General features: G+C 63.8%; 21 protein-coding genes and 1 tRNA gene. 9 read left to right on the forward strand and 13 right to left on the reverse strand.

Features of this window, described 5'->3' with window-relative positions:
- Window position 1 precedes the first annotated feature (1 nt).
- The 3 genes from PC358_RS09180 to PC358_RS09190 are packed head-to-tail and all read right to left on the reverse strand — an operon-like array spanning window position 2 to window position 1,648.
- Window positions 2-535 carry a Csu type fimbrial protein gene (locus PC358_RS09180; protein ID WP_033699041.1) on the reverse strand — a complete coding sequence of 178 codons (534 nt, stop codon included), beginning with the start codon at window positions 533-535 and terminating at the stop codon, window positions 2-4.
- Window positions 536-553: 18 nt separating this feature from the next.
- Complete coding sequence (locus tag PC358_RS09185; protein WP_033699042.1) at window positions 554-1,090, reverse strand: Csu type fimbrial protein; 537 nt, start codon at window positions 1,088-1,090, stop codon at window positions 554-556.
- Window positions 1,091-1,120: 30 nt separating this feature from the next.
- Window positions 1,121-1,648 (reverse strand): Csu type fimbrial protein, encoded by a 528-nt coding sequence (locus tag PC358_RS09190; protein WP_033699043.1) that lies wholly within the window; start codon window positions 1,646-1,648, stop codon window positions 1,121-1,123.
- Window positions 1,649-1,943: 295 nt separating this feature from the next.
- Here PC358_RS09190 and PC358_RS09195 point away from each other — a divergent pair, with 295 nt between their 5' ends.
- Genes PC358_RS09195 through PC358_RS09205 form a run of 3 tightly spaced genes read left to right on the forward strand, consistent with a single transcriptional unit; the run spans window position 1,944 to window position 7,071 of the window.
- Window positions 1,944-4,193 (forward strand): ATP-binding protein, encoded by a 2,250-nt coding sequence (locus PC358_RS09195; RefSeq protein WP_033699044.1) that lies wholly within the window; start codon window positions 1,944-1,946, stop codon window positions 4,191-4,193.
- A 15-nt stretch (window positions 4,194-4,208) separates the two neighbouring features.
- Window positions 4,209-4,670 carry a response regulator gene (locus PC358_RS09200; RefSeq protein ID WP_033699046.1) on the forward strand — a complete coding sequence of 154 codons (462 nt, stop codon included), beginning with the start codon at window positions 4,209-4,211 and terminating at the stop codon, window positions 4,668-4,670.
- 13 nt (window positions 4,671-4,683) lie between these two features.
- On the forward strand, window positions 4,684-7,071 hold the full coding sequence (locus tag PC358_RS09205; RefSeq protein ID WP_033699047.1) for a response regulator: 2,388 nt from the start codon (window positions 4,684-4,686) through the stop codon (window positions 7,069-7,071).
- Window positions 7,072-7,197: 126 nt separating this feature from the next.
- On the opposite strand, the gene PC358_RS09210 is transcribed toward PC358_RS09205, so the two are convergent.
- A tRNA-Gln gene (locus PC358_RS09210) sits at window positions 7,198-7,272 on the reverse strand.
- Window positions 7,273-7,544: 272 nt separating this feature from the next.
- Here PC358_RS09210 and PC358_RS09215 point away from each other — a divergent pair.
- Together PC358_RS09215 and zapE are read left to right on the forward strand one after the other, a co-directional pair.
- Complete coding sequence (locus PC358_RS09215) at window positions 7,545-7,787, forward strand: hypothetical protein (RefSeq protein ID WP_033699049.1); 243 nt, start codon at window positions 7,545-7,547, stop codon at window positions 7,785-7,787.
- 114 nt (window positions 7,788-7,901) lie between these two features.
- Window positions 7,902-8,975: a cell division protein ZapE gene (zapE, locus tag PC358_RS09220; RefSeq protein WP_033699051.1), complete on the forward strand. Its 1,074-nt coding sequence runs from the start codon at window positions 7,902-7,904 to the stop codon at window positions 8,973-8,975.
- Window positions 8,976-9,009: 34 nt separating this feature from the next.
- Here the strand turns inward: zapE and PC358_RS09225 are convergent, their stop codons facing one another.
- Window positions 9,010-10,899, reverse strand: coding sequence for a propionyl-CoA synthetase (locus PC358_RS09225; protein WP_033700162.1), 1,890 nt, complete (start codon window positions 10,897-10,899; stop codon window positions 9,010-9,012).
- 180 nt (window positions 10,900-11,079) lie between these two features.
- Here PC358_RS09225 and PC358_RS09230 point away from each other — a divergent pair, with 180 nt between their 5' ends.
- Window positions 11,080-11,946, forward strand: coding sequence for a LysR family transcriptional regulator (locus PC358_RS09230; RefSeq protein WP_033699053.1), 867 nt, complete (start codon window positions 11,080-11,082; stop codon window positions 11,944-11,946).
- On the opposite strand, the gene PC358_RS09235 is transcribed toward PC358_RS09230, so the two are convergent.
- The 5 genes from PC358_RS09235 to PC358_RS09255 form a co-directional block, all read right to left on the reverse strand.
- On the reverse strand, window positions 11,920-13,077 hold the full coding sequence (locus PC358_RS09235; RefSeq protein WP_033699054.1) for an HPP family protein: 1,158 nt from the start codon (window positions 13,075-13,077) through the stop codon (window positions 11,920-11,922). The two genes, PC358_RS09230 and PC358_RS09235, sit on opposite strands and share 27 nt — an antisense overlap.
- 225 nt (window positions 13,078-13,302) lie before the next feature.
- Complete coding sequence (locus PC358_RS09240; protein ID WP_033699055.1) at window positions 13,303-14,622, reverse strand: ATP-binding protein; 1,320 nt, start codon at window positions 14,620-14,622, stop codon at window positions 13,303-13,305.
- Window positions 14,619-15,287, reverse strand: a complete 669-nt coding sequence (locus PC358_RS09245) for a response regulator transcription factor (RefSeq protein ID WP_033699056.1) — start codon at window positions 15,285-15,287, stop codon at window positions 14,619-14,621. The genes PC358_RS09240 and PC358_RS09245 overlap by 4 nt, the downstream gene beginning before the upstream one ends.
- The gene (locus PC358_RS09250) at window positions 15,288-15,602 is read right to left on the reverse strand and encodes a PepSY domain-containing protein (RefSeq protein WP_033699057.1); all 315 of its coding nucleotides are present in this window, start codon (window positions 15,600-15,602) and stop codon (window positions 15,288-15,290) included.
- The gene (locus tag PC358_RS09255; RefSeq protein WP_033699059.1) at window positions 15,602-15,907 is read right to left on the reverse strand and encodes a PepSY domain-containing protein; all 306 of its coding nucleotides are present in this window, start codon (window positions 15,905-15,907) and stop codon (window positions 15,602-15,604) included. The genes PC358_RS09250 and PC358_RS09255 overlap by 1 nt, the downstream gene beginning before the upstream one ends.
- A 155-nt stretch (window positions 15,908-16,062) precedes the next feature.
- Here PC358_RS09255 and PC358_RS09260 point away from each other — a divergent pair, with 155 nt between their 5' ends.
- Window positions 16,063-17,142: a hypothetical protein gene (locus tag PC358_RS09260; protein ID WP_033700164.1), complete on the forward strand. Its 1,080-nt coding sequence runs from the start codon at window positions 16,063-16,065 to the stop codon at window positions 17,140-17,142.
- A 15-nt stretch (window positions 17,143-17,157) separates the two neighbouring features.
- Here the strand turns inward: PC358_RS09260 and PC358_RS09265 are convergent, their stop codons facing one another.
- Window positions 17,158-17,763: a hypothetical protein gene (locus PC358_RS09265; protein WP_033699060.1), complete on the reverse strand. Its 606-nt coding sequence runs from the start codon at window positions 17,761-17,763 to the stop codon at window positions 17,158-17,160.
- Between the two features lie 124 nt (window positions 17,764-17,887).
- On the opposite strand from PC358_RS09265, the gene queD reads away from it, so the two are divergent.
- A complete protein-coding gene (gene queD, locus PC358_RS09270) occupies window positions 17,888-18,244 on the forward strand; it encodes a 6-carboxytetrahydropterin synthase QueD (protein ID WP_033699061.1) in 357 nt (118 codons plus the stop codon).
- A 66-nt stretch (window positions 18,245-18,310) separates the two neighbouring features.
- Here queD and PC358_RS09275 read toward each other — a convergent pair whose 3' ends face one another.
- Window positions 18,311-18,790, reverse strand: a complete 480-nt coding sequence (locus PC358_RS09275; RefSeq protein WP_162181144.1) for a DUF1289 domain-containing protein — start codon at window positions 18,788-18,790, stop codon at window positions 18,311-18,313.
- A gap of 404 nt (window positions 18,791-19,194) precedes the next feature.
- Between PC358_RS09275 and acnB the strand changes: the two genes are divergently transcribed.
- Entirely contained in the window at window positions 19,195-21,804 is a 2,610-nt protein-coding gene (gene acnB / locus PC358_RS09280) for a bifunctional aconitate hydratase 2/2-methylisocitrate dehydratase (RefSeq protein WP_033699063.1), read from the forward strand.
- Window positions 21,805-21,931: 127 nt separating this feature from the next.
- Here the strand turns inward: acnB and prpD are convergent, their stop codons facing one another.
- Window positions 21,932-23,416, reverse strand: a complete 1,485-nt coding sequence (prpD, locus tag PC358_RS09285) for a 2-methylcitrate dehydratase (protein WP_033699065.1) — start codon at window positions 23,414-23,416, stop codon at window positions 21,932-21,934.
- Window positions 23,417-23,427: the final 11 nt, after the last annotated feature.

Consider the following 23,427-nt stretch of genomic DNA (forward strand, 5'->3'; position numbering starts at 1 on the left):
CTCAGAACGTCAGCTCGACCGCCACGGTGTCGGTGTACACCCCCGCCGGCAGCCCCGCCTTGCCGCGTGCCTGGCCGTACAGGTTGACGGTCTGCGCCACGCCGGTGCTGGTCGGCAAGGTGATGGTGCCGTCGATAGCCAGCACCTGAGTGCGCCCAGTGTCGGTGTAGAAGTCATACGGCACGAAGTTGCCGGCACCGTCGGCGAGCGCACGCGTGCCGCCGCTGGACTGGCCATCGTGGGTACCGGCCCGCACGCGGATCGCCGGTATGGTGCCCGCCGAGCACAGGATGCTCATGGCGCCACCGCTACCGCCAAGCACTTGTGCGTTGGCGGTGCCGAACAGAGCATCCTGGGTACCGAAGTCGAGGGCACCGAAGTTCAACCCTGAGCTCGCGGAACTGCCGTTGACCTGGCAGGCCGAGATCAGTGTCAGCGTCGAGGTGATGTTGCCGGTCACCGTGGCGGCCTGGGCCTGGGAAGCCAAGGCCAAACCGAGGCCGGCGAGGATGCAGTGGGTGAGGTTCGTTCGCATCGGAGTCTCCTTGCGTGGTTACCAGTCCAGGGTCACTCTCAGGGTGTCGCGGTACAGCCCGGCAGGCAGCGCGCGCGGTTGCGCCACCACCACACCGTAAATCGGAATCGGAACCTGCTGGGTGCTGCTGATGGTGAAGGCGCGCGCCTGGCCTATGCCGTAGCGGCTGTTGCCGCCTGGGTCTACCGCCAGTTGATAAGGGATCAGTTCACGGCCGTTGCTCAGGCGTCGCACACCGTCGCTGCCATTCAAGCCGGCATTGATCCGCACATTGAAGGCCCGCACCTCGGGCGTGCAGCTGATCTGCAAGCTGCCTTCACCAGCCACTTCGTCGACCCGGCTGCGCAGTGGCTGGTCCCAGTTCGGGCCGCGTTCACCGAAGTCCATCAGGCCGGGGTTGCCCAGGGTCGCGGGTTGGTCGGTGCCGCTGCTGATCTGGCAGGCCGCGCTGATCACCAACCGTGCCTGGATGAAACCGGTGGTGGTGCCATGGGCCATACCGCCAGGCAACAGCAGCGGGCCTAGGGTAAGCAGCAGGATCGAGGTGCGGTTCATGGCGTCGCGTCCTTGTGCATGGTGGCGTCCCTACCAAGTGACCGTGATCTTGAGCAGGTCGCCATACAGGCCTGCCCGTGGTACCCAGGCCAGTTTGTCGATACGGGCGTATAACGGCAGTTCAATGGACCCGCTGTCCGGCACCCGTGCCGAATGCGCCACATCGACCGCAACCGGTTCGCGCCAGGCAGCGTCGCGGTACAAACGATAAGGAATGGGCCGGGCCTTGGCGTCGTCGTTGGCCAGAAAGCGCAGCTCACCTGCGCCACCGTGCTGGCCGCCATCGACCCGCACTTGGTAGGGCGTGTCAGGGTTGCATTCAAGGCGTGGCGGCCGTTGGTTGAGGAGTACACCGCTCAAGGGCGCATCAGGGCCATCCAGACGCGCAGCGCTAGCCAGGTCGATCCGCCCCAACGCTTGTGCGCCAGCGTCGCGCGTCTGGTTGACGAGCATGCAGCCGCGCTGCACCAGCACCCGCACTTCCACGAGAAAGTCAGCCGCTACGGCACTGCCGCTCAACATCAGGCCCAACAACGCGGCCACAAAGCGTTCCGTCACTTGATAATCCTTGTCGCTGTGTGCTCACCTGAGCGTAGCAGCGCGTTGGAATATCATTGATGGCTTCAAGCCATTTTTTGGTATTAGCGAGAAAGCGATAGCGCGTGTTCAAGGCCACTCCTCGACAGCCGTCAGGAAAAAATCTTCTTCATCAGCGAACCCCTCGTCGCACAGTGCCTCCAATGGCCATGAGCCGGCAAATCAGCCGACATTCTGGTACGGTGCATGGCTACCCTCATCCCGTGCCAGACAGATGCGGCATGCACGGACAGGCATGACAGGAGCGTTTTCATTGATGACTGCAGACAACCCATTCGCCGAGGCCGCAGAGCGCTGTGCCCAGGAGCCTATCCAGGTGCCTGGCAGCATCCAGCCCCACGGGTTTCTGCTAGTGCTGGACGAAACCGACCTGCGCATCCTCCAGGCCAGCGAGAACACCGAGCGCTGGCTCGGCTTGCCGGCCAGGGAACTGCTGGGCTGCACGGTTGCCGACCTGGTCAGTGACGCCTTCGATGTACGGGCGCACCTTGCGCGCCTGCCCGACGACGAGGCCTTTCCTTTCCATATAGGCGATGTGCGCCTGCGCCAGGGCGCCCCCTGCACCGAGCCATTGCGCGTAATGGCCCACCGTCACGACCAGGTGCTGATCGTTGAGTTCGAGCCGGTGCGCAGGCTTGCGAACGCGGCCGAGCAAGGTGATTACTACCCACTGGTGCGCAGCTTTGTCGGTAACCTGCACCTGGCTGCCAGCCTTGAGGAGTTGCTGCAGCAGTCGGTGCAACAGCTCAAGCGCATCACCGGTTTTGGCCGGGTCAAGGCGTACCGTTTCGACAGCGAAGGCAACGGTCAGGTGCTGGCCGAGGTGGCCGACCCAGGCTACCCCAGCTACCTGGGCCTGTGCTTCCCCGCTTCGGACATCCCGCGCCAGGCCCGCGAGCTGTATCGGGTCAACCGTATCCGGGTGATCGAAGACGCCAACTACCAGCCCTCGCCGCTGGTGCCTGCCGCCAACCCGCGTACCGGCAAGGCACTGGACATGAGCTTCGCTGCGCTGCGCAGCGTGTCGCCGGTGCACCTGCAATACATGCGCAACATGGGCACCCTGGCGTCGATGTCGCTGTCGATCGTGGTCGACGGGCAGCTGTGGGGGCTGGTGTCCTGTCACCACGATCAGCCGCGCCCGGTGGGCCTGCCTACTCGCACCGCCTGCGAGCTGCTGGCCAGCGTGCTGTCGCTGCAGATCGAATCGCGCGAGTCCCACGCCAGCACGCGCAAACTGCTCGACCTGCGCCAGCACATCGTGCGCATGATTTCGTCGATGGCCGACCATGACAGCGTCAGTGACGGCCTGCGCGACCTGCCCGAGGTCTTGCTGGAGTTCGCCGACGCCTGCGGCGCTGCGGTGATCTCGGCCGACCGCTGCGACCTGATCGGCAAGACGCCACCGCAAGCGCAAGTCACGGCGCTGGTGCATTGGTTGGCCCAGCGCGGTGAAGACACGGTATTCCACAGCGACAACGTACGCCGCGACATCGACGAGTTGCCTGAGCTGGCGGCCCATGCCGGCGGTGTGCTGGCGGTGGCCATCTCGCAAATCCATTCGCACTACCTGGTGTGGTTCCGCCCTGAACAGGTGCGCACGGTGAACTGGGCCGGGCAGCCTGCCAAACAGCTAGGCCCGCAAGGCCAGCTGGACCCGCGGCACAGCTTCGAGCGCTGGCAGGAAGACGTGCGCGGCTATTGCCAACCCTGGGACCCTTTGATCGTCGAAGGTGTGGTTGAACTGCGCACCGCCGTGTTGGGCATCGTCCTGCGCAAGGCCGAAGAGCTGGCGCAACTGGCAGGCGAGCTGCGCCGTTCGAACAAGGAACTCGAAGCCTTTTCCTACAGCGTGTCCCACGACCTGCGTGCGCCCTTGCGGCATATCGCCGGCTACACCGAGCTGCTGGGCGAGATCGAGGGCCAGGGCCTGAGCGAACGCGGTCGACGTTTTTTGCAGCATATAGAAGAAGCGGCGCATTTTGCCGGCAGCCTGGTGGACAACCTGCTGAACTTCTCGCAAATGGGCCGTTCGGCCCTGCGCTTGTCGGATGTCGACCTCAATGCCCTGGTCGACGCCATTCGCACCGAGCTGGCCCCGGACTACCAGGGCCGCGAAATCGTCTGGGATATCGCCACGCTGCCGAAGGTGATTGCCGACCCGGCGTTCATCAACCTGGCGCTGCAGAACCTCATCGGCAACGCCATCAAGTACACCCGCGGGCGTGACCCGGCGCGTATCGAAATCAGCGCCCAGGTGCATCAGGGCGAAGTCGAGGTGTGCATCCGCGACAACGGCGTGGGGTTCGACATGGCCTACGCCAACAAGCTGTTCGGCGTATTCCAGCGCCTGCACCGCATGGAAGACTTCGAAGGCACTGGGATCGGCCTGGCAAGCGTACGCCGCATCATCGAGCGCCATGACGGCCGCGTCTGGGCGCAAGGCCAGATCGACCAGGGCGCCAGTTTTCACTTCACCCTCCCGCGGCCCGCCGCGACTACATGAGGCCCCTGTACCATCATGCTCAAACCCATCCTGCTGGTAGAAGACAACCCCCGGGACCTGGAGCTCACCCTGCTGGCCCTGGAGCGCAGCCAGTTGGCCAACGAAGTCATCGTGCTGCGTGACGGCGCCGATGCCCTGGACTACCTGTTGCGCCGCAACGCCTATGCTGCACGCGACGACGGCAACCCCGCCGTGCTGTTGCTGGACCTCAAGCTGCCCAAGGTCGATGGCCTGGAAGTGCTCAAGGAAGTCCGTTCCACGCCTGACCTGCGCAGTATCCCGACGGTGATGCTGACCTCGTCTCGAGAGGAGCCCGACCTGCTGCGCGCCTACGAGCTGGGGGTCAATGCCTACGTGGTCAAGCCCGTGGAATTCAAAGAGTTCGTCGCCGCCATCTCCGACCTCGGGGTGTTCTGGGCCGTGCTCAACGAACCGCCACCCGGCTCGCTGCGCCTGAACCGCCGCAGCAGCAATTGAGGCCACCGCAAAGATGCTGCCAACGCCGCTGAAACTGTTGATGGTCGAAGACAGCTCGATGGACGCCGAGCTGACCCTGCTGCGCCTGGAGCGCAGCGGGCTGCACATTGAGTCGCAGCTGGTGTTCGACCATATAGGGGTAGAGCACGCGCTGCGGGAGGCTCATTACGACCTGATCCTCTGCGACTGCGTGCTGCCCGGCTCGTCCGGCACCGACGTGCTGGCCATTGCCCAGCGCCTGGCACCGGACACTCCGTTCATCTTCCTTTCCGGCATCTACGGTGAAGAGCACGCGGTGGAGATGATCCGCCTGGGTGCCACCGACTATGTGCTGAAGAAAAACCTGCCCCTGCTACCCAAGGCCGTGCGGCGGGCCCTGACCGAGGTACAGGAACGCCAGCGTCGGCGACGCGCTGAAGAAGCGCTGGCTGATGTCGAAGCGCGCGCACGCATCGCCATCGACGCCGCCGGCATGGGCACCTGGGACCTGCGCCCACAAGAAGGCCTGTTGCTGTGGGACGACCGCTGCAAAACCTTGTTCGGGTTGCCCACCAGCACCGAGATGAGCATGGAGGTGTTCCTGGCCGGCATCTACCCCGACGACGTCGCCATGGTCCGTGACGCCGTGCAGCATGCCATGCGCTCCGAGAGCGACGGCCACTACCGGGTCGAATTCCGTAGCGCGCTACTCGACGGCCTGGAACCGCGCTGGCTGCTCAGCAGCGGCCAGACCCAGTTCGTCGACGGCCAGTGCGTGCGCTTTTCCGGCGTGCTGCAGGACATCCATACCCAGCGCCAGGCCACCCAAGCCCTCAAGCAACTCAACGAGATGCTCGGTGAACGGGTCGAGCGCCGCACCCGTGAACGCGACCGTGCCTGGGAGCTGTCGCAGGACTTGCTAGCGGTATTGAACAAAGACCTCACCCCGGTCGCGTTGAACCCGGCCTGGGAGGCGAGCCTGGGCTTCTCCCGCGAGCGGCTGAGCCAGGCCTCGCTGCTGCACCTGTTACCCGAACCCGATCAAGAACTGTTGCTCACCGAGCTGGCCGCCCTCGCCCACGGCCGCACCAGCGCGCGCTTCGTCGGGCGCATCCTGCATGCCGGCGGCCAGCAGCGCTGGCTGTCCTGGGTGGTGGTACCGGAAGACACCCTGCTGTATGTGGTGGCCCGCGACATCACCAGCGAGCGCGAGGCCGCCTTGGGGCTGGCCGAGGCCAACACCCGCCTGCGTGAGCAAATCACCGAGCGCGAGCGCATCGAGGCCGCGTTGCAACAGATGCAGCGCCTGGAAGCAGTCGGCCAACTGACCGCTGGCGTGGCACACGACTTCAACAACCTGCTGACAGTGATCCTCACCGGTGCCAGCTTCCTTGAGCGCGACCTGAACAAGGCCGACCTGAACAAGGCACGCACCCGCCTCACGCATATTCGCGAAGCGGGCGAACGGGGTGCCAAGCTGACCTCGCAGTTGCTGGCCTTCTCCCGACGCCAGCGGTTGGAGCCGGTGCCACTGAACCTGAACCGGACCCTGGCCGGCCTTGAGGAGCTGCTGCGCCGCACCCTTGGCGGCAACGTGTCGGTGCGCCTGGACCTTGACCCGAACCTGTGGCAGGCACTGACCGACCCGACCCAGACCGAGATGATCATCCTCAACCTGGCGATCAATGCCCGGGATGCCATGCCGGACGGCGGCCAACTGGCCCTCTCGACCCGCAACACCCACATCGAGGCCCGCCCTCAGCGCCCGGAAGACCCTGACCCCGGGGAGTACGTGATGCTGAGCATCCGCGATACCGGCTGCGGCATGAGCGAAGACGTGCTGGCCAAGGTGTTCGAGCCCTTCTTCACCACCAAGGACATCGGCAAGGGCTCGGGCCTGGGACTGGCCCAGGTATTCGGCTTTGCCAAGCAGTCGGGCGGTGGCGTGCGCATCGACACCGAACCTGGTCGCGGCACTCAGGTGGCAGTGTACCTGCCGGCGGTAAAGGATCACGTGCAGAGCGAACCGGTGGCCCCACTGCTTGCCCAGCCGACCAGTGCAAGTGGCCACAACCGCACGGTGCTGCTGGTGGATGACGACCACCTGGTACGCGACATGCTCGGCGATGTGCTGCGCCAGTACGGCTATCAAGTGCGTCAGGCGCACAGCGGTGAGCAGGCCCTGGCCTTGCTCGATGACGAGATTGACCTGTTGCTGACCGACTTTGCCATGCCCGAATTCAACGGCGCGCAGTTGGCGCTGGCGGCGCGCGAACGGCACCCGCGTTTGCCGGTGGTGTTTCTGACCGGTTATGCAGAGCTGGAGGGGTTGGAGTTGCCGGGTAGCCTGGTGATGCAGAAGCCTGTGCAGGCCGATGAACTGGCGCGTGCGCTGAGTGAACTCCTGCGCACCTCGGCGTAGTTTGCACCCCCTGCCCTTGCCGCCGGCTTACCGGCGACAAGGGCAGGTACAAACGCCGGAAACGACAAAACCCGGCGCTTATCTTGCTAAGCACCGAGAAAAGAAGAGGTAATGTGAAACAGAAAATGGCAGGGGCGGCTGGATTCGAACCAACGCATGGCAGGATCAAAACCTGCTGCCTTACCGCTTGGCGACGCCCCTGTATCGGATGCAGCAATTGCTGCTCTGACAATTCCAACTGCCTGACAACTGGGTTGTTGTCGTGGAATGCGCGGCACTTTAACAACATTCTTTAGAGCTGTGAACCCCCTTTATGAAAAAAAATGCTTTAAAACAGCAAGTTACTCTTCGTCATCGGCGCGAAGCGCCCATCCCCGGCAACCACCCGTCGCTTTCCCCCTGCCCCGCGTCAACACAATCGTATTTCACCCTTCCAATCAGATAAGCGCACTGCATTGACCAAGGAGGCACCCATGCCTGTCTCACACGACCTTTACCAGGACTTGCACTACCCCCGCGAAATCGTCCAGCAACGTCGCCAGCAGGACAAGGCCCTGGACCGGCTCTTGGACGAGTACATGGACATCGACAACCAGGTGCTGGCCGCCGAGTCGATCTCCGCTGGCAATTTCGTCGACGAAGACCTGCGCCACCTCAAGGAACGCCGCCTGGCGGTGAAGTACATGATCGAGCGTCAACTGGAACGTAAAGGCTGAGGGCCGCGCGAACCTATCTCGTCTGGCGATCATTGCCCACTGCTTTCTCTATTGGTCAAAATGGCGGCCTTCGCGCAAGCTGCGCCCCGCCCCCTCGACCAAGGAGCTACCGATTTGCCTGCCTGGATCCCTACCCCGCTGCGTCAGCTCGGCCAGCGCCTGCGCGCAAGCGCTGCCCCTCAGAGCGAATTGCTGGCCTGGTTCGAGGACAAGGCCAGCAGCCGTGGCTACCAGCTCAGCGAGGGTCAGCGTCGGGTCATCCAATGCATGGCCAAGCAGGTGGCACAGCTGGAAAACGGACAACCGCGCAGCCTCTACCTGCATGGCTCAGTGGGCCGGGGCAAAAGCTGGCTGCTCGACGGTTTTTTCCAGGCTGTGCCGGTTGCGACCAAGCGGCGCCTGCACTTCCATGATTTCTTTGCCCGACTGCACCAGGGCATGCACCGCCACCGGGCGCTGGACGATGCCCTCGGGGCGACCCTGGACGAGCTGCTCGGCGCGTGTCGAGTGCTGTGTTTCGACGAATTCCATGTGCATGACATTGGCGATGCCATGCTGCTCACCCGGCTGTTCACCGCGCTGTTCGAGCGTGGGATATGGCTATTGGTAACGTCGAACTACGCACCGGAAGGGCTGTTGCCCAACCCGCTTTACCATGAACGTTTTCTGCCGGTGATCCGCCTGATCAACGGCCGAATGCAGGTGCTGGAAGTCGGCGGCGACACCGATTTTCGCAGCCTGCCGGCCAACCGCGAGCACCAGCGGTTTACCCAAGGTCACTATATGTGGCCCGGCACCGCCGAGCAGCGCCAGGCACTGAACGTGCCGGGCGCGCAGCCTGCCACGCTGGATATCAACAAACGCAGCCTGCGCGCACTGGCCCATCAAGGTCGGCAGGTGATGTTTGCCTTCGACGACCTGTGCGAACAGCCTACTGCGGTGATCGATTACCTGGCGCTGGCGGCGCAATACGATGCGTGGGTCATCGATGGGCTGGGCGATTTGTCCGACTGCTCATTGGCCGCGCAGCAGCGATTCGTGAACCTGGTGGATGTGCTATATGACCAGGACAAGCAGCTGACGGTGATCGGGCAGCGTCCGCTGGATGAGAGCCTGGGTGGCGCGATTACCGACCTGATGCGCACGCGCAGCCGGCTGGGGCAGTTGCATCAGGTGGGGCCTGATTGATGCCGGGGCTGCCATGCAGCCCCAGCATCCCGCCTCAACCCGCTCGCGGCAGGTCCGCCAGCACCGCCTCGATTTCCCCCAGCACGGCGGGGTCGTCCAGGGTCGAAGGCGGCACATAGTCCTGGCCATCGGCAATCTTGCGCAGCACCGCCCGCAAGATCTTCCCTGAGCGGGTCTTGGGCAACCGCTTGACCAGCCGCACCCGGTTGAAACACGCCAGCGCCCCGATCTCCTCGCGCACGTTGCCCACCAATTCGACCAACAACTGCGACTCGGCAATGCCTTCGCCATCCTTGAGCACCACCAGCGCCAAAGGCACCTGCCCCTTGATATCGTCATGCACGCCGATCACCGCGCATTCGGCGACCGCCGGGTGACGCGCCACCAGGTCCTCCATCTCGCCGGTAGACAGACGATGCCCGGAGACGTTTATCACGTCGTCCGTGCGCCCCATGATGTACACGAAACCGTCATCATCGAGGTAACCGCCGTCGCCTGTGTGGTAGTAGCCGGGATAGGTGCGCAGGTAGGCCTGCAGGTAGCGCTCGTGGTCGCCCCACAGCGTCTGGCTGCACCCGGGCGGCAACGGCAGCGCGATGACGATCGAGCCCTGGTGGTTGGGCCCCAGCAAATGGCCTTCATCGTCCAGCACACGTACGTTGTAGCCCGGCACGGCGCGGTTGCTCGAGCCCGCTCGCGCGGCGCTGCCGTCCAGCCCAACGCAAGGGGCGGTGACCGGCCAGCCGGTCTCGGTTTGCCACCAATGGTCGTGCACCGGTTTGCCAGTGACCCGTTCCAGCCATTCATGGGTGCTGGAGTCGAGCTTCTCCCCGGCCAGAAACAGCTGACGCAGCGAGCTCAGGTCGTGCCCTTTGATCAACGCGCCGTCCGGGTCTTCCTTGCGGATTGCACGCATGGCGGTCGGCGCACAGAACAAGGCGTTGACCTTGTATTGCTCGACCACCCGCCAATACGCCGAGGCGTCCGGGGTGCGTATCGGTTTGCCCTCATAAAACACCGTGGTGCAACCGCTCATCAACGGGCCATACACAATCAGCGAATGGCCGACCACCCAGCCCACATCGGAAATCCCCCACCACACGTCACCGGCCTGCATACCGTAGATGTGGCGCATGGCATAGCACAGCGCTACCGCGTTGCCGCCGTTTTCCCGCACGATGCCCTTGGGCTTCCCGGTGGTACCGGAGGTGTACATGATGTACAGCGGGTCACCTGCATCCAGTTCGACAGGGGCGACCGGCTCGGCCATTGCCAGCGCTTGCTGCCAATCGAGGTCGCGGCCAGGCTGCAACGGGGCGCGGGCCTGGGGCCGCTGCAGTACCAGCACATTGCGCGGCTGGTGGCGGGCCAGTTGCAGGGCGCGATCGACCAGCGGCTTGTATTCGATCACCCGGTCGAACTCCAGGCCACAGGATGCCGTCAGCAACAAAGTGGGCCGGGCATCATCGATGCGCAAGGCCAGTTCGTTGGCGGCAAAACCGCCGAACACCACCGAATGCACCGCGCCGATCCGCGCGCAGGCCAGCATGGCCATGGCCGCCTGGGGCACCATGGGCATGTAGATGATCACCCCGTCCCCCTTGTTGACCCCCAGCTGGCGCAGCAAGCCCGCCAGGCGTGCCACCTCGTCGCGCAACTGACGATAGGTGTACGCCTGTTGCACGCCTGTCACAGGCGAGTCGTAGATCAGCGCCAACTGCTCGCCGCGACCTTGTTCGATCTGGTGGTCGAGGGCAAGGTGGCAGCTGTTCAGGCGGCCGTCGGCAAACCAGCGGTGGGTACCGTCCGGGTTGTCCTGCAAGGTGAGGGAAGGCGTGCGGTGCCAGGCCAGGTGCGCGGCCTGTTCGGCCCAGAATGCGGCAGGGTCGGCAATGGAATGGGCGTAGCTGTGCTGATAGCTCATGGCGTAGAAAACCCGGTACTTGTTGTTATTGAAGGGCGAAACTTGAGTATGGACCGCCACACCGGGGCCGCCATGGGACTAAAGTCACAACCGATCTGCAAATTTGCAGACAACGCCTATACGCCCCATAACGGTGCAAACTCTCTAGAATAGGCCTCCCCTTCCGCCACTGAGCACCCCATGGATATCGAACAGGCCCGTACCTTTCTGGAAATCGTGCGTTGCGGCAGCCTGGTCGCAGCCGCTGAGCGCCTGTTCGTGTCGCAGACCGCGATCACTGCACGGGTACAGCGCCTGGAGCAGCAACTGGGCTGCCAGTTGTTCGTACGCAGCCGCAACGGCGCCAGCTTGACCAGCGATGGCGAGGCCTTCGTCAGCTATGCCAACCAGCTGGTGCAGACGTGGGAAGCGGCGCGCCGCGACCTGCCGCTGCCTGAAGGGTGCCATCAAGTGCTGCATGTGGGCGGCGAAGTGAGCCTGGGCAACCCGATGATGCTCGACTGGGTCAGCGCCCTGCACCGCGAGCTGCCCAGCCATGCCATCCGCAGCGAGGTGAGCGATGGCGAGTCGCTGCTGCGCAAGGTGGAGATGGGCCTGCTGGACGCCGCGCTGGTGTATCAGCCGACCTACGGGCCGGGCCTGCAGGTGGAGCAATTGATGGAAGAGAAGTTGATCCGCGTGCGCCGGGTTGACCAGCCAGACCCGTACATCTACATCGACTGGGGGGAGGCATTCCGCCGCCAGCACGACGCCGCCCTGCCCGACTGCGCGCGCCCGGCACTGAGCTTCAACCTCGGGCCCCTGGCTCTGCAGTTCATCCTCGACCAGGGCGGCAGCGGCTACTTCCGTACCCGCGTAGTACAGGCCTATCTGGACAGCGGGGTGTTCGAGCGGGTACCCCAGGCACCAGAATTCACCTACCCGACATTTCTGGTGTACCCGCGCAAGCGCGACAGCGAGGCCCTGCAACAGGCATTCGCGATACTGCGCCAGCTGGTGGCCGCCGGCGTCAGCGACTGGTCACAGCGCTGGGACCCGGTGATCTGAAGCAGTGCCTGCGGCGCTGAGCAACTGGCGCTTGAGGCCGGCGATCAGGTCGGTCTGGGTGACCACCCCGACCAATTGGCCAGCGTCGATTACCGGCAAGCAGTGCAGCCCTTGTTCACACAGCAAGGGCAACAGGCGCTCCAGCGGGTGCTGGCTGCTGACACTGATCACCCGCCGGCTCATCACCTGCGCCATGCGCACCGCCTTGCGCCCGAACAGGCCGCGCCAACGGAACTGCCCCCGCTGCATGGCCGGCCCGACCAGGTCGCTGAGGCTTACGATGCCTACCAACTTGCCGTGCTGCAGCACCGGCAGGGTTTTCAGGTGGTGACTGGCCAGCATCGTCCACGCCTGCTCCAGGGTGGTGTCGGGTGACGCGAACTGCACATCCCGGGACATCACCGATGCCGCCGTGATACCGCCAAGGCTGCGTTGCAGGGCATGCTGCTCGGTGGCAAGGATGATGCGTTCCAGCTCGTCGCGAGTGACGTCGACGAACTCGCCCAACTCTTCAAGCGCCTGGTCCAGATCGGCGCCGCTGACCCCCACGCGCTCACTGGGCAATGGGTCATGGGTGTGATGCAGCTCTTTGCGCGGGGCATTGCCCTTGGGGTAGCGCACGCCGGTCAAACGGTTGTAGAGCACCGCGACTGTCACCAGGATCAGCGCATTGAGCAGCACCGGCTCCAGCAGATGGTCACCCAGGGCCGTAAGCCCCGAATCGGCCAGCACTGCACTCACCGCCACCCCACCGCCCGGCGGGTGCAGGCAGCGCAGCAGGCACATCAACAGCACCGAGATCGCCAGGGCTGCGGCAGCCACCCACAGCTCAGGCCCGAAGCCCTGGCGCATGGCCAGGCCGACAGCGCCCGCCAGGGCGTAACTGCCCAGCACTGGCCAAGGCTGGGCCAAAGGGCCGGAATGCACGGCAAATACCAGCACTGCCGAGGCAGCCAAGGGGCCTAGAAGGTGCAAGGCGATGCCAGGGCCGTAGGCCAGGCTGGTCAGCCAGCCGGCGAGGAACAGGCCGAGCAGTGCACCGGCTCCAGCACGCAGCCATTCTTTAGGGGATGTATTGAGGGGCGCAGGCAACAGCCGCTGCAGACGACTTTCGGAACGCGAGGCAGGCATTGGAATAATCGGGATCGTAGTTTTTCTGGTGAAAAAGAAAGCCCAGCCGAGCTGGCCTGGGCCCTGTATTGCCAAAGCAATAGCGCAAGGGGCTCCGTCCGTGGAGAGATGGAAACTGGGAAGTTTCGTGAGGGGATTGTGCCGGGCGTGGCTTACAAGGGCCAATTCAAAAAAATGCGGCTGTACTGCAATATTTTTGCAGTGGTGATCTGGCTGGCCCCGGCGTTATCGAGCCCGGCGCGGCAACTCGATACTCACCCGCAACCCGCCCAAAGGGCTTTCGAGCAACACCAGGCGCCCGCCCCAGGCCTCCACGATGTCGCGCACGATGCCCAGCCCCAGGCCATGTCCATCGACCTGTTCATCCAGCCGCGAACCGCGCTCCAGCACCTGCAGACGCTGGCCTTCAGGGATGCCCGGGCCGTCATCGTCAACCCACAGCTGGTAACCCCCTTCACTCGGCGCAATCCCCAGGCGCACCTCGCTGTCGGCCCACTTGCAGGCGTTGTCCAGCAGATTGCCCAGCAGCTCCAGCACGTCTTCGCGATCCCAGGGCAGCAACAGCCCAGGCGGTACGTCCCGCTCAAGCACCAGGCCTTCACCGTGGATCATCCCCAAGGTACCCAACAGCCCTGGCAATTCGGCATCGCAGTCGAACTGGGCACCCGGCAAGGCATCGCCCGCCAGGCGAGCCCGGTTGAGTTCGCGCGCCAGGCGCTGCTGAATCTGCTCAAGCTGTGCGCGCATCTGCTCACGCACGTCGGGCAGCCCCTGCAAGCGCTCGCTGGACGCCAGGCTCAGCAGCACCGCCAACGGCGTCTTCAGCGCATGGCCCAGGTTGCCCAGGGCATTGCGCGAGCGGCGCAGGCTGTCTTCGGTGTGGCTCAGCAAATGGTTGATCTGCCCCACCAACGGTGCCAATTCCACAGGCACTTCGGCATCCAGCTGGGAGCGCTGGCCCTGTTGCAACTGGGCGATCTGTTGACGGGCTCGCTCCAGTGGGCGCAACGAGCGCTTCACCGTGATGCGCTGCAGTACCAGCACCAGCATCAAGGCCACCAGCCCCATGCCCAGGCCGATCTGCTGCATGCGCCGGAAGCCTTCGCGCACCGGTGAGTAATCCTGCGCCACACTGATCGAGATGTCCTGGCCAAGGCGTCGATAGTCAGCGCGCAGCGCGAGCAATTGCTGGCCCTCAGGGCCTAGCTCGTGGCTATCGGAAAGGCCGGGCGCAGCAGGCTTGGGCATGTCCAGGTCCCACAGCGAGCGCGAACGCCAGGTACCTTGGTCAAAATCGATGCGAAAGTAATAACCGGAAAACGGCCGCTGGTAAGCGCCGGAAATACGCCGCTCATCCAGCTGCAACCCCGAAGGGCCACGCACCAGTGCCACCAACAGGTTCTCGCTTTCCTTGCGCAGGCCGTTTTCCAGGTAGCGCTGCAGGCCCGCCTCGAACAACCACAGGGTGAGCTGCGCAAGCACCACGCCCACCACCACCAGCACCGCCACCAGCCCCAGGCTCAGGCGCGCCTGGATCGACTTCACGCGACGTTCCCGGCGTAGATGTAGCCTTGCCCGCGACGGGTTTCGATCACACTGCGGCCCAACTTGCGACGCAGGTGATTGACGTGCACTTCAAGCACATTGGAGTCGCGCTCGGTCTCGCCATCGTAGAGGTGTTCGGCCAGGTGGCTTTTGGAGAGAATCTGCTGCGGATGCAGCATGAAATAGCGCAGCAGCCGAAACTCGGCGGCGGTCAATTGGATATCGGCCCCATCGCGGCTCACGCACTGTCGGCTTTCATCCAGGTGCAAGCCGGCAGCTTCCAGGGTGGGCTGATTGGCCAGGCCGCGGGCACGGCGCAACAACGCCTGGATGCGCAACTGCAACTCTTCCGGGTGGAAGGGTTTGCTCATGTAATCGTCGGCCCCAGCCTTCAGGCCCTCGATACGTTCGGCCCAGGAGCCGCGCGCGGTCAACACCAGCACCGGCGTGGCCAGGCCGCCGGCGCGCCACTGGGCCAGCACATCGAGCCCCGGCAAGCCCGGCAGGCCGAGGTCGAGGACGATCAGGTCGTAGGGTTCGCTCTGGCCCTGGTACACCGCATCACGGCCGTCGGCCAGCCAGTCCACGGCATAGCCCTGGCGTTGCAGGCCGGCGATCAGTTCATCGGCCAGCGGCACATTGTCCTCGACAAGCAACAGGCGCATTCAGTCGTCTTCCTCGTCTTTGAGCAGCACGCCGCTGCGGGCATCCAGCTTGATCTCGCGCACCACCCCGGCAGGTGTCAGCAGCTCGACCTCGTATTCGTAGCGGCCGTGTTTTTCTTCCAGCTCCGCCTCCAGCAGACGCGCCCCGGGGTAACGCCCCAGGGCTGAGTCAAGCAATTGCTCAAGCGGCAGGATGACGCCCTTTTGCCGCAGCTCAAGGGCTTCATCCTGATCGAGGTCACGGGCAACCGCCAGCGAACAGACAGTCATCAGCGCGAGGGCCAGGTAGCGAGCCTTGCGCGGTAGCGCTTTCATCAGGTGTCCTGTTTGTCCTTCAGTACTTCACCCGTCTTGGCGTCCAGATCGACGTCCCACTCGACGTTTTGCGCATCACGCAGTTCGACCTTGAGGATGTAACGGCCGTACTCGTTCTCGAGCTCCGAATCGGTGATGGTAGAGCCCGGGTGTTTTGCCTTGGCCGTTTCAGCCAGTTTCTGCAGGGACTGAACGGTACCGGCTTTTTCCAGGCCGCTGATTTCGTGAGCCGGCACATCGGCCAGGGCAACGTTGGCACCAACAACCAGAGCAGCGGCGGTGAACAGGGCAGTCAAAGTTTTCATCGTGTCTTCTCTCCTGAGAGATGTTCAAGTTGTCTACGGGGTTAAGATTACCCAGCGGTCCTTAATTCAACCTGAAAACAGCTGGCGCCATGATAGCGCAGCCGGCCATCGTGATCTGCCCTTATAATGACTCGATTGCCGGCCCCGAGATCCCCATGAGCGCCATTCATATCAAGCATCCCGCCCTCACCCTCAAGGCTGGCCAGCGTGCGTTGCGGCAAATCCGCGAGCGCGGCCTGCAGGCTGCGGATGTGGGTGTACTGCCGGGTGCGGCCGGCGGGCCGAAGCCCTTGGGCATACAGGGCCTGGACCTGGCACTGTTCGGAGAGTGGCTGCCATCGGTACCCCGCCAGCGGGCACTGATCGGTGCCTCGATCGGCTCCTGGCGCTTCGCCAGTGCCTGCCTTGACGACCCGGTAGCTGGCATCCGCCGCCTCGGTGAGCTGTATACCGAACAGGACTTTGCCAAAGGGGTCACGGCGGCCGACATCAGCCGCAGCTGCCAGCGCATGCTCGACGACTTGCTGCAGGGCCGCGACGGGCAGATCCTCGCCAACCCGCACTACCGGCTGAACATCCTGGTGGTGAAGAGCCACGGCCAGCTCGCCCACGACCACCCCGGGCGCCTAGGCATGGGCCTGGGGTCGGTAATCGCCAGCAACCTGTTGGGGCGCGCGCGCCTGGGCCGACATTTCGAACGGATCATCCTGCACGACGAGCGTGCCGCCCCACCGCTGGATGCGCTTACGGATTTCCCCTCGCGCTGCCTGCCGCTGGCCCTGGCCAACCTGCGCCCTGCGCTGCTCGCGTCCGGCTCGATCCCGATGGTCATGGAGGGTGTGCGCGACATCCCCGGGGCGGGGGCAGGCACCTACCGCGACGGCGGCCTGCTCGACTACCACCTCGACCTGCCCTACCGTGGCGACGACCTGGTGCTGTATCCGCACTTCACGGACAAGGTGGTACCCGGCTGGTTCGACAAGGCAATGCCCTGGCGCAAAGGGGATGCCACGCGCCTGCAGAACGTATTGCTGATGAGCCCATCACCGCAGTACCTGGCGGCCCTACCCTTTGGCAAACTGCCCGACCGCAACGATTTCAAGCGCTTCATGGGCGACGCGCCCGGCCGCAAGCGCTACTGGTACAAAGCCATTGCCGAAAGCCAGCGGCTGGGCGACGAACTGCTCGAGCTAATTGCCACTGGCGCCCTGCAGGACCGCTTGCAGCCGCTGTAGGCGAAGCAGGCTGGGCTAGGGATACGGCACGCCCGCGCTCATGATCTGCAGCGCCAGTTTTCCAGAGGCGCCGCCCTTTTCATTGAGATAAGGGAAGCCGTCTTCGGTCAGTTGCCTGACCGGCAGTCCGTGCAGGCTGACCAGGTCAAGCCCGGTGATGAATTGCCCGCTTTCCAGCGCGCCTGCCTCCAGCCCTTCCAGGCGCCAGATCATCATGCCAGCGCCCAACGGATCGACCCCTACAGGGTCGCTGCAGCCATACAAGCCAAGATAACCGCCACGACTGATGTCAAGCCGGTGCCCTCGGTACCCGTACACATAGGAGGAAGGGTCTGTGGCAGAGGCCCTGATATCGAAGTCATAACGTCCCTGGGTTTCATAACAGCCGAACCAGAACCTTACCGGGAAAATCAACCTGCCGGTGATGTTGTAGACGGGTTCGGCGCTGTAGTCATGAGGCCCGGCAAACAGCCAGCCATCGCTGCCAAGGCGCGATTCGGGCCGCCCCAGCACCCCGACCCGGTGCAGGTTTGCCGAGCCTTCTTGTGCAGAACCATCGCCCTCGCTCCAGAACAGGCGGGCTACAAAACTATTTTCGGGAACAAACTGGTAGTCGCTCATGCAGGCATGCCTCACGTCGAGATGAGGGGACTATGCTCAAGCCTGTATCGCGCCAATCGCAGCGGGAAAGGCGCTCGTAGTGTTAAACTGCGCGATCGCACCCGTTCCTACAGAGTTATCTAGCGTGGAAATCTTCAAAGAATTTACATTCGAATCGGCCCACCGCCTGCCCCACGTCCCTGCCGGCCACAAATGCGGCCGCCTGCACGGCCACTCGTTCAAGGTCGGCCTGCACTTGACCGGCCCACTTGACCCTCACACCGGCTGGATCCGCGATTTCTCGGAGATCAAGGCGATCTTCAAGCCGATCTACGAGCAACTGGACCACAACTACCTGAACGACATCCCAGGCCTTGAGAACCCGACCAGCGAAGTGATCGCCAAATGGATCTGGGAGCAGGTCAAGCCGCTGCTGCCGGAGCTGTCCAAGGTGCGGATTCACGAGACCTGCACCAGCGGGTGTGAATATACCGGGGACTAATGCGGTTTTTCCCCAGCCTGTTCGCCAGCAAGCCTGCGCACAGGCCGGGAAACGCGCGACAACAGGCTAGCCCTGGCTATTCTCCAGGGCATCGCGCAAGAAGCTCGGGGCGATATAACGCTGGTAATGAGCCTCGGAGAGCAGAAAGAACTCCCGGTCGATGGCATCGCGCAGCTGCGGTAATTCCCAGTCACGAAACTCGGGCAACAACACCATGCCGTAGGCCTCCAGGTCACGGATCATCCGCGCCCCACGGGCGATCAACTGGTAGGCCCAGCAGTATTCCGACTGATGCTCGACAAAACGGATGGCACGCTGCTCCAGTTGCTGGCGCAGCAGGCTTTTGTCGAAGACTTCCAGCTTGGCCATCATCACCTGCACCAGCAACTGCTCCAGACGCAACCACACGGCGCGCTTCTGCGCGTCGTCGTAGCCGTTCCAGTTGATCACTTCATGGTGAAAACGCTTGCAGCCACGGCATACCGTGTCTCCGTACACCGTGGAGCACAGGCCGACGCAAGGGGTCTTGATGGACTTGTTGGACATGAAAAACAACGGCTTTGCGGAGGAATACGGGCCCATGTTAGCCCTTTGTCTAACCGGGGTCACTCGTTAAAGTCATGTTCGCCGCCTTACCTTCGGGCTTTTTTTGCCGTAGAATCATCCCGCCTTTTCAAGGCAACAATGTCCGTTGGAAGCTGTTTTCAAAGCGTCACGAGCACAGTTAATCCGGTAGAACGGCGTTGGCCCGGGCCATGCACCCTCGCATGCCCGCGCCAGCCCTCATCAGCTCCCCGTTCTGCAGGCGTAAAACTTTGAAAGCAGCTTCTGTAAGGATTCTCTGCGACCCTGGCTGGGCGGCCCAAGAAGCCGTGATTGCGCATGGGTGCATGGAATGCTGGATGAGCGTCCCGGACTCCCTTTAGGGACCACTGATGAGGGTAATAACTGTGCTTGAAGCCTACCGCAAACACATCGAAGAGCGTGCCGCCCTGGGTATCGTGCCCCAGCCGCTGAACGCCGAACAAACTGCAGGCCTGGTCGAGCTGCTGAAAAACCCGCCGGCCGGCGAAGAAGCCTTCCTCGTAGACCTGATCACCAACCGCGTACCGCCAGGGGTCGACGAAGCTGCCTACGTCAAGGCCGCTTTCCTCTCCGCCGTGGCCAAGGGCGAAGCCAAGTCGCCACTGATCGACCGCAAGCACGCCACCGAGCTGCTGGGCACCATGCAGGGCGGCTACAACATCGAAACGCTGGTCGCGCTGCTGGATGACGCCGAACTGGGCGCCGTCGCGGCCGAACAGCTCAAGCATACCCTGCTGATGTTCGATGCCTTCCACGACGTGGCCGAAAAAGCCAAGTCGGGCAACGCCCACGCCAAGGCCGTGCTGGAGTCCTGGGCTGCCGGCGAGTGGTTCACCACGCGCCCGGCCATCGCCGACAAGTACACCCTGACCGTGTTCAAGGTGCCTGGCGAAACCAACACCGACGACCTGTCCCCTGCCCCGGATGCCTGGTCGCGCCCAGACATCCCGCTGCACGCGCTGGCCATGCTGAAAATGGCCCGCGACGGTATCGAGCCACAACAGCCAGGTTCGGTCGGCCCGCTGGCGCAGATCGAAGCGGTCAAGGCCAAAGGCTTCCCGGTCGCCTACGTCGGTGACGTCGTCGGTACCGGTTCTTCGCGTAAATCCGCCACCAACTCGGTGCTGTGGTTCTTCGGCGACGACATCCCGTACGTGCCGAACAAGCGCGCCGGTGGTTTCTGCTTCGGCACCAAGATCGCCCCGATCTTCTACAACACCATGGAAGACGCCGGCGCCCTGCCGATCGAGTTCGACTGCACCAACCTGGGCATGGGCGACGTCATCGACGTATACCCGTACAAAGGTGAAGTACGCCGTCACGACAGCGACGAACTGGTCACCAACTTCGCCCTGAAAACCGAAGTACTGCTGGACGAAGTCCGTGCTGGCGGCCGTATCCCGTTGATCGTTGGCCGTGGCCTGACCGAAAAAGCCCGCGCCGAACTGGGCCTGGGTGCGTCCGACCTGTTCAAGAAACCAGAGCAGCCTGCCGAATCCAACAAGGGCTTCACCCTGGCGCAGAAAATGGTCGGCCGCGCGTGCGGCCTGCCAGAAGGCCAAGGCGTGCGCCCAGGTGCATACTGCGAGCCGAAGATGACCACCGTCGGCTCCCAGGACACCACTGGCCCGATGACCCGCGACGAGCTGAAAGACCTGGCGTGCCTGGGCTTCTCCGCTGACCTGGTGATGCAGTCGTTCTGCCACACCGCGGCTTACCCCAAGCCGATCGACGTCACCACCCACCACACCCTGCCAGACTTCATCCGCACCCGTGGCGGCGTGTCGCTGCGCCCAGGCGACGGCATCATCCACAGCTGGCTGAACCGCATGCTGATGCCTGACACCGTCGGCACCGGTGGCGACTCGCACACCCGCTTCCCGATCGGCATCTCGTTCCCGGCCGGCTCCGGCCTGGTGGCCTTCGCCGCCGCCACCGGCGTCATGCCGCTGGACATGCCAGAGTCGATCCTGGTGCGCTTCAAGGGCAAACTGCAACCCGGCATCACCCTGCGTGACCTGGTGCATGCCATCCCTTACTACGCCATCCAGAACGGCCTGCTGACCGTCGAGAAGAAGGGCAAGAAAAACGCCTTCTCCGGCCGCATCCTGGAAATCGAAGGCCTGGACGAACTGACCGTCGAGCAAGCGTTCGAGCTGTCCGACGCCTCGGCCGAGCGTTCCGCTGCCGGCTGCACCATCAAGCTTCCGGAAAAGGCCATCGCCGAGTACCTGAAGTCCAACATCACCCTGCTGCGCTGGATGATCGGCGAAGGCTACGGCGACCCACGTACCCTGGAGCGTCGCGCCCAGGCCATGGAAGCCTGGCTGGCCAACCCTGAGCTGCTGTCGGCCGACGCCGATGCCGAGTACGCCGAAATCATCGAAATCGACCTGGCCGACGTCAAGGAGCCTGTGCTCTGCGCGCCGAACGACCCGGACGATGCCCGCCTGCTGTCTTCGGTACAGGGCGAGAAGATCGACGAAGTGTTCATCGGTTCGTGCATGACCAACATCGGCCACTTCCGCGCTGCCGGCAAGTTGCTGGAGAAGGTCAAGGGTGGCATCCCTACCCGTCTGTGGCTGGCTCCGCCAACCAAGATGGACGCTCACCAGCTGACCGAAGAAGGCTACTACGGCATCTACGGCAAGGCCGGTGCGCGCATGGAAATGCCAGGCTGCTCGCTGTGCATGGGTAACCAGGCGCGCGTGCAGACCGGTTCGACCGTGGTCTCCACCTCGACCCGTAACTTCCCGAACCGTCTGGGCGACGCGACCAACGTGTACCTGGCATCGGCCGAGTTGGCTGCTGTCGCTTCGATCATCGGCAAACTGCCGACCGTCGAAGAGTACATGCAGTACGCCAAAGACATCGACAGCATGGCTGCCGACGTCTACCGCTACCTGAGCTTCGACCAGATCGCCGAGTTCCGCGAGGCTGCGGCCAACGCCAAGATCCCGGTGGTTCAGGCGTAATCAGCGGTAAGCAGTAACAAAAACCCCGGCAGAATGCCGGGGTTTTTTATTGGGCGCTCGGCCCTCAGGGACGACTCCCTACCAGTGGGAGCGGGCTTGCCCCGCGAAGAGGCCCGCAAAGGCAACCTCAGATCACGAACAGGTCGACAAACCTGTGCACCGCCGTCGATTCCAGCTTCTGCTGGTCCTCGCACAGCTCGAAAATCGCCTCACAACGCTGCCGCGCAAACCGCGTCGCCAGGTTTTCCCTGAACTTCGCCTCCAGCAAGGGTATGCCCTCCCCGCGCCTGCGCCGATGCCCGACCGGGTACTCGACCACCACTTGCTCGGTGCTGCTGCCATCCTTGAAGAACACCTGCAGGGCGTTGGCGATGGAGCGCTTGTCAGCTTCCAGGTATTCACGCGTGAAACGCGGGTCCTCGACCACCTCCATTTTCTCGCGCAGGCGGTCGATGCTCGGATGCGCAGCGTGGAAGGCATCCTCGTAATGCTCGGCCACCAGATGGCCGAAAATCAGCGGCACTGCCACCATGTACTGCAGGCAGTGGTCGCGGTCGGCGGCATTGGCCAGCGGGCCGCCCTTGGAGATGATGCGGATCGCCGATTCCTGGGTGGTGATGACGATACGGTCTACCTCATGCAGGCGATTACGCACCTGCGGGTGCAGGCTCACCGCCGCCTCACAGGCGGTCTGCGCGTGGAACTCGGCCGGGAAACTGACCTTGAACAGCACGTTCTCCATCACATAGCTGGCCAGCGGCTGCGGCACGCGCAGCTCCTGCTGGGCGCTGGGTTTAAGCGCCAGGTCCTTGTTGGTATGGCTGAACGACACGTCGTAAAAGCCCCATTGCGGCGCAGTCAGCACACCCGGCACGCCCATCTCGCCACGCAGCGCGATATCGGCCAGGCGCACCCCACGGCTGGAAGCATCGCCCGCCGCCCAGGACTTGCGCGAACCGGCGTTGGGCGCATGACGGTAGGTACGCAGTGCCTGGCCGTCGACGAAAGCATGGGACAACGCCGAGAGCAGTTGCTCCCGGGTGGCGCCCATCAGCTTTGCGCACACGGCCGTGGAGGCCACCTTGACCAGTATCACGTGGTCGAGGCCAACGCGGTTGAAGGAATTTTCCAGCGCCAGCACACCCTGAATCTCGTGAGCCATGACCATGGCTTCTAGCACTTCGCGCATGAGCAGTGGGCTTTCACCCTTTGCCACGTGTTTTTGCGACAGGTGATCGGCCACGGCCAGGATGCCGCCAAGGTTGTCCGAGGGGTGCGCCCACTCGGCGGCCAGCCAGGTGTCGTTGTAGTCCAGCCAGCGCACGATGCAGCCGATATCCCAGGCGGCCTTGACCGGGTCTAGCCGGTACGCGGTGCCGGGCACACGGGCACCGTTGGGCACCACGGTGCCTTCCACCAGCGGGCCAAGGTGCTTGGTACATTCAGGGAAGCGCAGGGCCAGCAGGCCGCAGCCCAGGGTGTCCATCAGGCAGTTGCGCGCGGTGTCCAGCGCCTCAGGGGATTCGACCCGGTAGGTCAGGACATAGTCGGCGAGGGTTTGCAGCACCCGGTCGTAGTCCGGGCGCTGGTTGAGGTCTACGTTGGCGCTCATCATCTGCTCCC

Origin of the sequence: Pseudomonas capeferrum (assembly GCF_000731675.1) — a bacterium.
Lineage (GTDB): Bacteria > Pseudomonadota > Gammaproteobacteria > Pseudomonadales > Pseudomonadaceae > Aquipseudomonas > Aquipseudomonas capeferrum.